The following is an 11,830-nucleotide window of genomic DNA, read 5'->3' on the forward strand; positions in this document are numbered from 1 at the left end:
GGCAGTTTTGGTGAAAGACAGTACGTTCAGAGGCGAGCAGAAAAATTTTATGCCCCTTAAAGACAAGCTTTTTGAATTGGCATGACCTGTGCTAACACTTTACTAAGGCCCCTGAATTTGACGCCTTGGAGATGGATATATGAACGTACAAAAAGGCTTCACCTTGATCGAACTGATGATCGTTGTGGCGATTGTCGGCATTTTGGCGGCGGTGGCAATTCCGCAATATCAAAACTATACAATGAAGGCTCGCTTCTCTGAAGTTATATCTGTTGCGAGTACTTACCAAACGGCAGTGGCCCTTTGTGCTCAAACCTTCGGTGGCGTTCTCACTGCCTGTGATCTTAACGCGAATGGTATTCCTGATACAATCGCGACTACTAACGTTGCCAGTGTAGGTGTTACAGATGGAGTTATCACAGTAACCCCTACTGATACAACGAGTGCTTCATCTACTCTCATTTTGACTCCTACATCTGCCGGTGGAGCATTGACATGGGCCCGGACAAACAGTGGTTGCTTGGCTGCCCATGCTCCTGCACCGATACTTTGTACTGCGGCATTCTAAGTTAGCTGCATGTTTGGGGGCATGGATAGATCGTTATTGCTCCCTTTCCATATGTTACTGCTCTCGTTTATTAAGCCTGCATACGTGCAGGCTTTTTAGTAACCGCATATCGTGCGCTAACAGGCAACCCGACGTCGACCCCAGACATCCCCCGCATCCCGCAACCCCATACCCTGCGATGACATTCCCCACTCATCCAGGCACTCTTCCCATGTCTCAAAAACCCATCACCGTCCTGCGCGACACCACCCCATTACCCGTCGTCGACGCCTGCAAATGGGAGCGCATCGAAGGCGAGCCGCATACGGTCAACCTCAATGCCTACACCTCCGAAGACGGCTCGAAGATCATGGGCACGTGGATCTGCACGCCTGGCAAATGGCGCGTGGAGTACGTGAAGTGGGAGTACTGCGATTTCCAGGAAGGCTATTGCATCATCACCCCGGATGGCCAGGAGCCGATTCACTTGAAGGCCGGTGACAAGTTCATCGTTGAAGTGGGTATGAAAGGCACTTGGGAAGTGGTCGAGACGGTGCGCAAGTATTTCGTGTTTGCCTGACAGGTTTTGATTTCAGCTGTTCTTTTCTCCTCACCTTTTTGGTCGCGGCGCAAGCTGTGGCCATTTTTTTTGGGGTTGGTTTTTGTTGAGGGGGGCGGGGTTGGCTTGGGGATATTGATTAGAGGCTGAAAATTTACGACTGCTGCCTGCGATTGAGCGCTCAGCGTTCATAGAGTTTTATGAAACGCTGAAAATTTACGACTGCTGCGCAGCCGGTCGCGGTGGTCCGGCATTCCGGCAGAGCGCGCTCCTACAGCGGTCCGTGTGGTTGTGCGGTAGCGTTGTGTCAGTGACGTGGGTGTGGCATTTCGTGGGCGGGTGGGTGTCGTGATTGGTTTCTGTCTGTGCCGCACTCGGATAATTTGTCCGGTGTGGCCCGGGGGTAAGGTGGCGGGGCGTTTTCATTGGCGTTCGCTGGCGTGTGTTAGCCGTGCGACAGCGTGTAAGGTGCGCCGCTTCGACAGCACTCACCGTCAGAAAGAGAAGAACAAGACCCATGATCAGCCCCGACTCCAGCGGTCAACTGGCGCAAGGTTTCAAGCCGCGTCACGTCACAATGTTATCCATTGCCGGCATTATCGGCGCCGGTCTGTTTGTCGGCTCCGGCCATGCCATTGCCGCCGCCGGCCCGGCCACCATCCTTTCTTACGCCTGTGCCGGTTTGCTGGTGGTGCTGGTGATGCGCATGCTCGGTGAGATGGCGGTGGCCAATCCCGATACCGGTTCGTTTTCGACCTACGCCGACCAGGCCATCGGCCCGTGGGCGGGGTTTACCATTGGTTGGTTGTACTGGTGGTTCTGGGTCCTGGTGATTCCCATCGAGGCACTGGCGGCGGGGCATGTGCTCAACCAGTGGTTTCCGCAGGTCGATGCCTGGCTGTTTGCCTTGCTGTCGATCATTCTGCTGGCGGCGACCAACCTGTTCAGTGTCGCCAAGTACGGCGAATTCGAGTTCTGGTTCGCGTTGTTCAAGGTCGCGGCCATTATCGGCTTTATCAGCCTGGGCTTTGCCGTGCTGATGGGCTGGTTGCCAGGGCGCGAAGTCAGTGGCCTGAGCACATTGATGGAGAACCATGGCGGCTTTGCGCCCAATGGTTATTCCGCTGTGGTGGGCGCGTTCATCACGGTGATGTTCAGTTTTATCGGCACTGAGGCCGTGACCATTGCCGCGGCCGAGTCCAGCCATCCGGCCAGGAATATTGCCCGCGCCACGCGCTCGGTGATCTGGCGGATCGGCGTGTTTTATATCCTGTCGGTGTTCGTGATCATTTCCGTGGTGCCGTGGAACGACCCGCAACTGGCGGTGGTGGGGTCTTATCAGCGGGCGCTGGAACTCATGGACATTCCGTTCGCCAAGTTCCTGGTCGACGTGGTGGTGCTGGTTGCGGTCGGCAGCTGCATGAATTCCTCGATCTACATTTCTTCACGCATGCTGTATTCGCTGGGCAAGCGCGGTGAAGCGCCGGCGGCCGTGCGCGTGACCTCGAAAGTGGGTGTGCCGCGCACGGCGGTGTTTGCCAGCACGATTCTGGGTGCGGTGATCACGGTGGTCAGTTACTTCGCGCCTTCGGGGCTGTTTGATTTCCTGCTGGCCAGCTCCGGTGCCATTGCCTTGCTGGTGTACCTGGTGATCGCGGTTTCGCAGCTGCGCATGCGGCGCATGCTGGTCCGGCAGAACGCCGAGATTGCCCTGCCGATGTGGCTGTTTCCGTGGCTGACCTATGCGGTGATCATTTTCATCAGTGCGGCGTTGATCGTGATGATGATCACCCCGGAACACCGCGCCGAGATCACCTCGACCATCGGCCTGGCGCTGGTGATCTCGCTGCTCGGGATTGTCATGGCACGCCGGCATGGGCGGCGGGATGAGCCGGGAGGGGTGGCGGAAGGGGCTTGATGGGTCGTACTCATCTTGCTGGATTTTGATCCAGCCTTGTAGGAGCGCGCTTGCCCGCGACCGAGTGCGGAGCGCTCGCAAAATCTGCGAAACGCCACAAATTTACGACTGCAAACCCATCAGGGATCCATGAAACGCCACAATTTTACGACTGCTAACGCAGCCGGTCGCGGGCAAGCGCGCTCCTACTGGGGTCCTGGTTTGCCGTAAGGGTGTGTGGCGGTCGACGAATCTGCTGTGTCTGTTTCGCCGTCATCGCCGGCAACCGGAGCACCGGTCGGTCTCTGCCTCAAGTCTTGTTCTGCTGAGCAACGGTGTGTGTCAGTGATAGAGCGCAATCACCTGTGAAACCGGGATGACGCTGGCCCAGGCCGACACCAGTAACAGCAGAGCCATGGCGCGGTTGAAGCGTTGCTGGGCGCGGGGGTGGGTCAGCAGGCGGGCCGCGCCCTGGCCCACCAGCGCCCAGGCTGTCAGGCACGGCAGGGCCACCAGGAAGAAGATGGCGGCATGCAGGCCGTATTCGTGGGCGCGGGCGTCGGTGCCGGCGAATACGCTGATCACCGCCAGGGCCATGAGCCAGGTCTTGGGGTTGATCGCTTGCAGGCTGGCGCCGCTCCAGGCGCCGAGGGGCTGGCTGGCGGTGTCTGGCGTCAGGGACGCGGGTGCGCTGCGCCACAGTTGCCAGGCCAGGCGGCTGATCCAGGCCACGCCGGCCCAGGTCATGGCGGTCTGCAGCCCAGGCAGGCTTTGCAGGATTTCCCCCAGGCCCAGGCCGACCAGCAGCACGATCAGCGCGGCACCCGCGCAGGCGCCGAGGGTGATGCGCAAGGCGGCCAGCAGGCCGTGCAGGGCGCTGTGGCTGAGCACCAGGATATTGGTCGGGCCCGGGGTGATCGAGGCGACGAAGGCAAAGGCAATGAAGGGCAGGTATTGGGTCATCGGCAGGCTCCACTAAGGCAGGCGGCGATTGTCGCGGCCCCAGGCTCAGCGGTCTGGAAGGTTTGTGCAGTGGCTGCGGTAGCGGGCCGGGCTCAGGCCATAGGCGCGGCGGAACCAGCGGCCCAGGTGGCTCTGGTCGGCAAAGCCCAGGGCGGCGGCGACATCGGCCGGGGTCAGGCCCTGGCGCAGCAGCTTGCGCGCCAGGCTCAGGCGCAGTTGCACCAGGTACGCATGCGGCGCCAGGCCGTAGGCCGCCTTGAAGGCACGCGACAAACGAAAGCGGTCGACGCCGGTGGCGCCAGCCAGGTCGTCCAGGCCGATGTCTTGCTCGACATGCGCATGCAGGTATTCACGGGCCTTGATCGCCACGCTGGGCAGGCGCAGCGGCTCGGGGCCGGGCGCCCGCCAGTGCAGGGTGCGGCTCAGGGTTTCGAGCAGGTCGTCCAGCGCGGCGTGGCGCACAATGCGCAGGTCCTGGTGATGCAGCGCGGCAAAGGCGCGGGCGATGTGCTGCACCAGGGCCGGCTCGCAGGCCAGCGTATGGCTGAAGCCGGGCAGGCAATGAGCCGGGGCGTCTTCGAACAGGGCGCGCATCTGAGCGTCGAGCCAGTGCGGTTGCAGGTACAGCATCGAATAGGTAAAACCGTCCGGCGCCGGGGCGTTACCGTCGTGCACTTCGCCAGGTTCCAGCATGAAGGCCTGGCCCGGAAGGCTGTTGTGCAATTGTCGGCGGCAGTTGAACTGCTGCACGCCCTGTTCGGTGATGCCGATCAGGTAGCTGTCGTGCCAGTGCGGGTCGTAGGCGTGTCCGGTGAAGTGCGCACGGATCGTCTCGATACCGGTCTCGGCGTCCAGTTTCAGGGTGATCCAGTGGTCTGTGGCCATGCGGGCTTGCCTGTCGATGAACATTGCGCGGGCGCGCTATCCGCCCGTTGTGCAGTATGGCCTGCGTACTCAGGAGCGAATCTAGAAGATTTGTGCAGCCTGGCTCATTCGACCCCCATGCGCCGCCGCGCCCGGTTGGCCGAGCCGTTGCGCACCGCCCAGCGCAGCACCGGGGCGACCCGGCGTACGCCGGCACGGACCAGCGTGCGTTTGGTCGGGCCTTGTTCGATGGCCAGCATCTGGCTGGCCCAGTCGGGCAGCAGGTCGATGCCGGCCTGCATCATCAGCGCGCCGAACGGCTTGACCAGGCGGTTGGGCGCTGGCTCTTCGAGCAGCAGGCGGATCACTTCATGGCTGCGCTCGGTGCACACCAGTTCGCTGCGGATGGCCTGCAAATAGTCGGCAATGGCCTGCGCCGAATGCGGCACGTCACGCGCGCCCAGTTGTTCGGCCACATGGGCGGTTTCGGTGAAGTAGGCGTCCTGCTCGGCAATCGACAGGTGCGGGTTGACGTAGCGCAGGTGCGCGGCCATGAAGCTGCTGACTTCGGCGACATGCACCCAGGTCAGCAGGGCCGGGTCGCTGGCGGCGTAAGGACGCCCGTCAGGGGCGGTGCCGGTGACGCGCAGGTGAATGGTGCGCACCTTGTCGATCAGCCATTGCGCGTCGTGCGTCGAGCCGAAGGTGGTGCCCGAGATGAACTGCCCGGTGCGCCGCAGGCGGCCAAGCATGTCCTGGCGAAAGCTGGAGTGGTCCCAGACCCCGGCAAGGGCCAGCGGGTGCAGGGTTTGCAGCATCAAGGCACCTATGCCGCCGATCAGCATGCTGGTGAAGTCGCTGTTGACCCGCCAGCACACCGATTGCGGGCCGAACAGGCCGGGGTCGCCCTTGGGGTTTTCCAGGTCCAGTTGCCCCAGGGCCAGGCCGGTGAGGCTCAGGACCTGCGTTTCGATACGACGACGAATGAATTCCATGGGCTCTTATCAGAATCGATACAGGCCTGGAGTATACCGTTGCAGGGGCGCGGGGGCGGCCATTGGTCTTTTCCTTAGGCGATCACCCGCCGCCAAGGCGGCACGCTGTCGCGCAGCACACATCGGCCCGGGTAGGAGCGCGCTTGCCGGAATGCCGGACCACCGTGATCGAGTGCGGAGCGCTCGTAGAGATTTGTGAAACGCCACAAATTTACGACTGCTGCGCAGCCGGTCGCCGGCAAGCGGGCTCCTACGGGGGGGTGTAAGCCGGGGGGTGTCAGCGGTTGAGGCGGTTGTCGATCAGGTCGTCCACCACGGCCGGGTCCGCCAGGGTCGAGGTGTCGCCCAGGCTGTCCAGTTCGTTGCAGGCGATCTTGCGCAGGATGCGGCGCATGATCTTGCCCGAGCGGGTCTTGGGCAGCGCCGGGGCCCACTGGATCAGCTCGGGCTTGGCGAAGCTGCCAATCTCGGCGCTGACGTGCGCCAGCAGTTCCTTTTTCAAGTCATCGCTGGGTTCGACGCCGTTGATGGGCGTGACAAAGGCATAGATGCCCATGCCTTTGACGTCATGCGGGTAACCGACCACGGCGGCCTCGGCGATGTTGTCGTGCAGCACCAGCGCGCTTTCGACTTCGGCGGTGCCGATGCGATGCCCGGAAACGTTGATCACGTCGTCGACCCGGCCGGTGATCCAGTAGTCGCCGTCTGCATCGCGGCGGGCGCCGTCACCGGTGAAGTAGTAGCCGGCATACGGCTTGAAGTAGGTGTCGATCATCCGTTGCGGGTCGCCGTACACGCTGCGGATCTGCCCCGGCCAACTGGCCTTGATCGCCAGCAGGCCGCTGCCGGCGCCTTCGATTTCCTTGCCGTGCTCGTCGAGCAGCACCGGTTGCACGCCAAACAGCGGCCGGGTGGCGCAGCCGGGCTTGATGCGGCTGTCGCCCACCCGCGGGCTGAGCATGATGCCGCCGGTTTCGGTCTGCCACCAGGTGTCGACGATCGGGCAGCGCTGTTGGCCGACCTGATGGAAATACCATTCCCAGGCTTCCGGGTTGATCGGCTCGCCGACGCTGCCCAGCACGCGCAGGCTGGCGCGCGAGGTGCTTTGCAAGGGGCCTGGGCCTTCACGCATCAGGGCGCGCAGGGCGGTGGGCGCGGTGTAGAAGATGGCGACCTGGTGTTTGTCGATCACCTGCCAGAAGCGTGAGCTGTCCGGGTAGTTGGGCACGCCTTCGAACATCAGCGTGGTCGCGCCGTTGGCCAGCGGGCCGTAGACGATGTAGCTGTGCCCGGTGATCCAGCCGACGTCGGCGGTGCACCAGTAGACTTCGCCGTCCTGGTAATCGAAGACATGCCGGTGGGTCAGGGCCGCTTGCAGCAGGTAGCCGCCGGTGGTGTGCATCACGCCCTTGGGTTTGCCGGTGCTGCCGGAGGTGTAGAGGATGAACAGCGGATCTTCGGCGTCCATCGGTTCGGGCGGGCAGTCATCGCTGACGCCGCGCAGGGCTTCGTGGTACCAGAGGTCGCGGTCCTTGACCCAGTCGATCTCGCCCTGGGTGCGCTCGACCACCAGCACGGTGCTGACGTCGGGGCAGCTTTGCAGGGCCTTGTCGACATTGGCCTTCAAGGGAATGTACTTGCCGCCGCGCACACCTTCGTCGGCGGTGATCACGGTGCGGCAATCGGCATCCAGAATGCGGTCGCGCAGGGCTTCGGGGGAGAAACCGCCGAACACCACTGAATGCACGGCGCCGATGCGCGCGCAGGCGAGCATGGCGTAGGCGGCCTCGGGAATCATCGGCATGTAGATGCACACCCGGTCGCCTTTCTTCACCCCGCGCTGCTTGAGCACATTGGCCAGGCGCGCCACATGGTGATGCAGCTTTTTGTAGGTGATTTCGGCCGATTCGGTGGGGTTGTCGCCTTCCCAAATGATCGCGACCTGATCGCCGCGTGTGGCCAGGTGACGGTCGATGCAGTTGTGGCTGACGTTTAGCTGGCCACCCTTGAACCACTGGGCCTGGCCGGTGCGCAGGTCGCTCTGGCAGACGTCGGTCCAGGGCGCGCTCCAGTCGAGCAAGGCGGTGGCTTGTTCGGCCCAGAAGCGCTCGGGCTGCTCGACCGACTGGCGGTACAGGCGCTGGTAATCCTCAGGGCTCAGGCGCGCGGCACGGCGCACGGCATCGGCTTTGGGGAATTCGCTGATATCGAACATGACGTTTTCCTTGTTCTTGAGGGGCCTACAAGAATAGGAGTCATGTCACTGGAGGAGGGTTCAACGACGCCCGGCCGAACGACCCGGAGCCCAGTAGGAGCGCGCTTGCCCGCGACCGAGTACGCAGCGCTCGCAAAATCTGCGAAACGCCACAAATTTACGACTGCAAACCCATCAGGGATCTATGAAAGGCCACAAATTTACGACTGCTAACGCAGCCGGTCGCGGGCAAGCGCGCTCCTACGGTGTTTACAGCGTAGGAGCGGTTCGCTTTAGCCGCGGTGGCGGCCGCGGAAGTAGTTGATCAGGCCCTGGGTGGAGGCATCTTCGGCCGGCGCTTCATCGCCGCCGGTCAGGCGCTGGTAGACGCCCTTGCCCAGTTCCTTGCCCAGCTCGACGCCCCACTGGTCGAAGGCGTTGATGCCCCAGATCACGCTCTGCACGAAGACTTTGTGCTCGTACATGGCGACCAGTGCGCCCAGGCGGCGCGGGCTGATGCGTTCGACCACCAGGGTGTTGCTCGGACGGTTGCCCGGGATGACCTTGTGCGGCGCCAGTTTCTGCACCTGCTCTTCGGCCACGCCATTGGCGCGCAACTCGGCTTCGGCTTCGCTGCGGGTCTTGCCCAGCATCAGTGCCTGGCTCTGCGACAGGCAGTTGGCGTACAGCCACTGGTGATGGTCGGCCACCGGGTTGAAGCTGACGATCGGCACGATGAAGTCGGCCGGGATCAACTGGCTGCCCTGGTGCAGCAACTGGTGGTAGGCATGCTGACCGTTGCAGCCGACGCCGCCCCAGATCACGGGACCGGTGTCGGTGGCGACCGGTGTGCCGTCCTGGCGCACGCTCTTGCCGTTGGATTCCATGTCCAGCTGTTGCAGGTGCTTGGTGATGTTGCGCAGGTAGTGGTCGTACGGCAGGATCGCGTGGCTCTGCGCGCCCCAGAAATTGCCATACCACACGCCCAGCAGGCCCAGCAGCACCGGCATGTTCTGCTCGAACGGTGCGTTGAGGAAGTGCTGGTCCATGGTGTAGGCGCCCGACAGCAGCTCCTTGAAGTTGGACATGCCGATGGCCAGGGCGATGGGCAGGCCGATGGCCGACCACAGCGAGTAGCGCCCGCCGACCCAGTCCCACATCGGGAAGATGTTTTCTTCACGGATACCGAATGCCACGGCCGCCGCGTTGTTGCTCGACACCGCGATGAAGTGGCGATGCAGCTCGGCTTCCGAGCCACCCTGGGCCAGGTACCAGGCGCGGGCGGCCTGGGCGTTCTTCAGGGTTTCCAGCGTATTGAAGGACTTCGACGACACGATGAACAGTGTGGTTTCGGCACGGATGCTCTGCGACAGCTCGTGGAATTCGCTGCCGTCGATATTGGCCAGGTAATGGCAGCGCACGCCCTTGTGGGTGTAGGCCAGCAGCGCTTCGGAGACCAGCTCGGGGCCCAGGAACGAGCCGCCGATGCCGATGTTGACCACGTCGGTGATCGGTTTTTCGGTGTAGCCGCGCCAGAGGCCATCGTGGATGCGCCCGACCAGCTCGGTCATCTGGCTCAGCACTTTGTGCACGTCGGGCATGATGTTGGTGCCGTTGACCAGCAACTTGTCGCCCACCGGACGGCGCAGGGCCGTGTGCAGGGCCGGGCGGCCTTCGGAGGAGTTGACCAGCTCGCCTTCGAATTGCGCCTTGATGGCTTCTTTCAGGCCCACGTCGTTGGCCAGCGTGACCAGCAGGTCGCGGGTTTCGTGGGTGATCAGGTTCTTGGAGTAGTCGAGAAACAGGCCGCAACTGCTGAGGGTGAACTGGCTGAAGCGCTGCGGGTCAGCGGCGAATGCCTCGCGCATGCTGAAGTCCTGCATGGCCTGGCGGTGTTGGCTCAACGCCTGCCAAGCGGGCAGAGCGGTCACATCGGAAGGATTGCGGTAGTACGCCATCGCTGGGGGATTCCTTTAACTTGAACGGCCTGTGGACATTTCAAAGCCGCGTGATGCGCGGCAGGTTCTGGGCTCGACATTCAGTAACACATCGATGTCCGGGCTTGTCACTCCATGGTCCGCCGGTGTGTGCCGACGGTTTGTCTCGATAAGGCAGCGCGGGCAGGGCGTTGGTTCACTGCCGTGCCCGCAATTTGAGCGTCAGGAAACGCTATTCAGGTGCAGGTTGTCGATCAGCCGGGTCTTGCCCAGGTATGCGGCGGCAATGACCACCAGGTCGTGGTCTTCAGGGCTGGCCGGGCGCAGGCTGGACGCCTCGCGGACCTCTAGATAATCGACGCGAAAGCCTGCGCTTTCAAGTGTCTGTTTGCCTTCATCGAGCGGGCGCGCAATGTCGGTGCTGCCCTGGCGCAGTTGCTCGCCGATCCGGGTGATCACCTGATACAACACGGGCGCAACGGCGCGCTGTTCGTCGCTCAGGTAACCGTTGCGCGACGACAGGGCCAGCCCGTCGGCGGCGCGCACGGTGGGCTCGCCGATGATGCGGATGGGCATGTTCAGGTCGCGCACCAGCGCACGGATCACAGCCAGTTGCTGGAAGTCCTTTTCACCGAACACTGCCACGTCGGGCTGGACCATGTTGAACAGCTTGCTGACCACCGTGGCCACGCCCTCGAAGTGCCCTGGCCGGCTGGCGCCGCACAGGCCCTCGGACAGGTGCGGGACGCTGACCCGGGTCTGGTCGTCCATGCCGTTGGGGTACATGTCGGCCACGCCCGGTGTGAACAGCAGGTGGCAGCCGGCTTGCTGGAGCTTTTCCTGGTCGGCGGTCAGGGTGCGCGGGTAAGTGGCCAGGTCTTCGTTGGGCCCGAACTGCAGCGGGTTGACGAAGATGCTCGCGACGACGAAATCGGCCTGTTCACCGGCGCGGCTGACCAGCGTGGTGTGGCCACTGTGCAGGTTGCCCATGGTCGGCACCAGAGCGATGCGCTTGCCGGCCTGGCGGGCCTGCGCCACGGCGGCGCGCAGGTCCTGGACGCTGTGTACTGTGTTCATGCCGAGAATCCGTGTTCAGGGGCGGGAAAGCTGGTGTCCTTGACGGCACTGACATACGCCTGGATGGCCGACTGGATATCAGGCTGGCCGATCATGAAGTTCCTGACGAACTTGGGCACCCGGCCACTGATCGACAGGCCGAGCATGTCGTGCAATACCAGTACCTGGCCGTCGGTGGCGTTGCCGGCACCGATACCGATCACCGGAATCTTCACGGCATGGGTGATTTCCTCGGCCAGTTCGGCCGGCACGCACTCGAGCAGGATCATGGCGGCACCGGCCTGCTCCAGGGTGATGGCATCGGCGCGCATCTGCCGGGCCTGGGCTTCGAGCCGGCCCTGGACCTTGTAGCCGCCCATTACGTTGACGGTCTGTGGGGTCAGGCCCATGTGGGCACACACCGGGATGCCGCGGTCGGTGAGGTGACGAATGGAGTCGGCCAGCCAGGCGGCGCCTTCGACCTTGACCATGTGCGCGCCGGCCTGCATCAGCGTCGCGCTGTTGAGCAGGGTGTGTTCGACGGTGGCGTTGGCCATGAAGGGCAGGTCGGCGACGATCAGCGCGCCCTGGTTACCGCGTTTGACGCAGGCCACATGGTAGGCCATGTCGGCGGTGCTCACCGGCAGGGTGCTGTCATGCCCTTGCAGGACCATGCCCAGCGAGTCGCCGACCAGCAGCACCTCGACGCCCGCCGTGCTGGCCGTATGGGCGAAAGTTGCGTCATAGCAGGTCAGCATGGTGATCTTTTCACCCTTGAGCTTGAGGGCCTGCAGCGACGTAACGGTTGTAACCGGCAT

Annotated in this window: 10 protein-coding genes; 3 read left to right on the forward strand and 7 right to left on the reverse strand. The window is 63.0% G+C overall.

The window, feature by feature from the left end:
- Nucleotides 1-139: 139 nt before the first annotated feature.
- The 3 genes from ASF84_RS28860 to ASF84_RS27095 all read left to right on the forward strand — a co-directional run bounded on the left by ASF84_RS28860 (nucleotide 140) and on the right by ASF84_RS27095 (nucleotide 3,024).
- Nucleotides 140-568, forward strand: a complete 429-nt coding sequence (locus tag ASF84_RS28860) for a pilin (protein ID WP_082481879.1) — start codon at nucleotides 140-142, stop codon at nucleotides 566-568.
- 211 nt (nucleotides 569-779) lie between these two features.
- Nucleotides 780-1,127 (forward strand): cupin domain-containing protein, encoded by a 348-nt coding sequence (locus ASF84_RS27090; RefSeq protein WP_045483578.1) that lies wholly within the window; start codon nucleotides 780-782, stop codon nucleotides 1,125-1,127.
- 496 nt (nucleotides 1,128-1,623) lie between these two features.
- Nucleotides 1,624-3,024 (forward strand): amino acid permease, encoded by a 1,401-nt coding sequence (locus ASF84_RS27095; RefSeq protein ID WP_056841978.1) that lies wholly within the window; start codon nucleotides 1,624-1,626, stop codon nucleotides 3,022-3,024.
- 321 nt (nucleotides 3,025-3,345) lie between these two features.
- Here ASF84_RS27095 and ASF84_RS27100 read toward each other — a convergent pair whose 3' ends face one another.
- From ASF84_RS27100 to panB, 7 genes are all read right to left on the reverse strand, one after another.
- Nucleotides 3,346-3,966: a LysE family translocator gene (locus ASF84_RS27100; RefSeq protein WP_056841979.1), complete on the reverse strand. Its 621-nt coding sequence runs from the start codon at nucleotides 3,964-3,966 to the stop codon at nucleotides 3,346-3,348.
- A 45-nt stretch (nucleotides 3,967-4,011) separates the two neighbouring features.
- The gene (locus ASF84_RS27105) at nucleotides 4,012-4,851 is read right to left on the reverse strand and encodes a helix-turn-helix transcriptional regulator (RefSeq protein WP_056842022.1); all 840 of its coding nucleotides are present in this window, start codon (nucleotides 4,849-4,851) and stop codon (nucleotides 4,012-4,014) included.
- 104 nt (nucleotides 4,852-4,955) lie between these two features.
- Nucleotides 4,956-5,825 (reverse strand): oxygenase MpaB family protein, encoded by an 870-nt coding sequence (locus ASF84_RS27110; protein WP_056841980.1) that lies wholly within the window; start codon nucleotides 5,823-5,825, stop codon nucleotides 4,956-4,958.
- A gap of 277 nt (nucleotides 5,826-6,102) precedes the next feature.
- On the reverse strand, nucleotides 6,103-8,040 hold the full coding sequence (acs, locus tag ASF84_RS27115; protein ID WP_056841981.1) for an acetate--CoA ligase: 1,938 nt from the start codon (nucleotides 8,038-8,040) through the stop codon (nucleotides 6,103-6,105).
- A 272-nt stretch (nucleotides 8,041-8,312) separates the two neighbouring features.
- A complete protein-coding gene (gene pgi, locus ASF84_RS27120; protein ID WP_056841982.1) occupies nucleotides 8,313-9,977 on the reverse strand; it encodes a glucose-6-phosphate isomerase in 1,665 nt (554 codons plus the stop codon).
- 201 nt (nucleotides 9,978-10,178) lie between these two features.
- Nucleotides 10,179-11,033: a pantoate--beta-alanine ligase gene (panC, locus tag ASF84_RS27125; RefSeq protein WP_056841983.1), complete on the reverse strand. Its 855-nt coding sequence runs from the start codon at nucleotides 11,031-11,033 to the stop codon at nucleotides 10,179-10,181.
- Nucleotides 11,030-11,830 carry a 3-methyl-2-oxobutanoate hydroxymethyltransferase gene (panB, locus tag ASF84_RS27130; RefSeq protein ID WP_056841984.1) on the reverse strand — a complete coding sequence of 267 codons (801 nt, stop codon included), beginning with the start codon at nucleotides 11,828-11,830 and terminating at the stop codon, nucleotides 11,030-11,032. The genes panC and panB overlap by 4 nt, the downstream gene beginning before the upstream one ends.

The organism is Pseudomonas sp. Leaf127, from assembly GCF_001423155.1.
GTDB classification, from domain to species: domain Bacteria; phylum Pseudomonadota; class Gammaproteobacteria; order Pseudomonadales; family Pseudomonadaceae; genus Aquipseudomonas; species Aquipseudomonas ovata.

Excerpts from the sequence above, each read along its gene's own strand:
- ASF84_RS27090 (WP_045483578.1), top strand. The coding sequence starts at position 780 with ATGTCTCAAAAACCCATCACCGTCCTGCGCGACACCACCCCATTACCC.
- panC (WP_056841983.1), bottom strand. The coding sequence starts at position 11,033 with ATGAACACAGTACACAGCGTCCAGGACCTGCGCGCCGCCGTGGCGCAG.
- ASF84_RS27100 (WP_056841979.1), bottom strand. The coding sequence starts at position 3,966 with ATGACCCAATACCTGCCCTTCATTGCCTTTGCCTTCGTCGCCTCGATC.
- ASF84_RS27110 (WP_056841980.1), bottom strand. The coding sequence starts at position 5,825 with ATGGAATTCATTCGTCGTCGTATCGAAACGCAGGTCCTGAGCCTCACC.
- ASF84_RS27105 (WP_056842022.1), bottom strand. The coding sequence starts at position 4,851 with ATGGCCACAGACCACTGGATCACCCTGAAACTGGACGCCGAGACCGGT.
- ASF84_RS27095 (WP_056841978.1), top strand. The coding sequence starts at position 1,624 with ATGATCAGCCCCGACTCCAGCGGTCAACTGGCGCAAGGTTTCAAGCCG.
- ASF84_RS28860 (WP_082481879.1), top strand. The coding sequence starts at position 140 with ATGAACGTACAAAAAGGCTTCACCTTGATCGAACTGATGATCGTTGTG.
- acs (WP_056841981.1), bottom strand. The coding sequence starts at position 8,040 with ATGTTCGATATCAGCGAATTCCCCAAAGCCGATGCCGTGCGCCGTGCC.
- pgi (WP_056841982.1), bottom strand. The coding sequence starts at position 9,977 with ATGGCGTACTACCGCAATCCTTCCGATGTGACCGCTCTGCCCGCTTGG.
- panB (WP_056841984.1), bottom strand. The coding sequence starts at position 11,830 with ATGCCGGTTACAACCGTTACGTCGCTGCAGGCCCTCAAGCTCAAGGGT.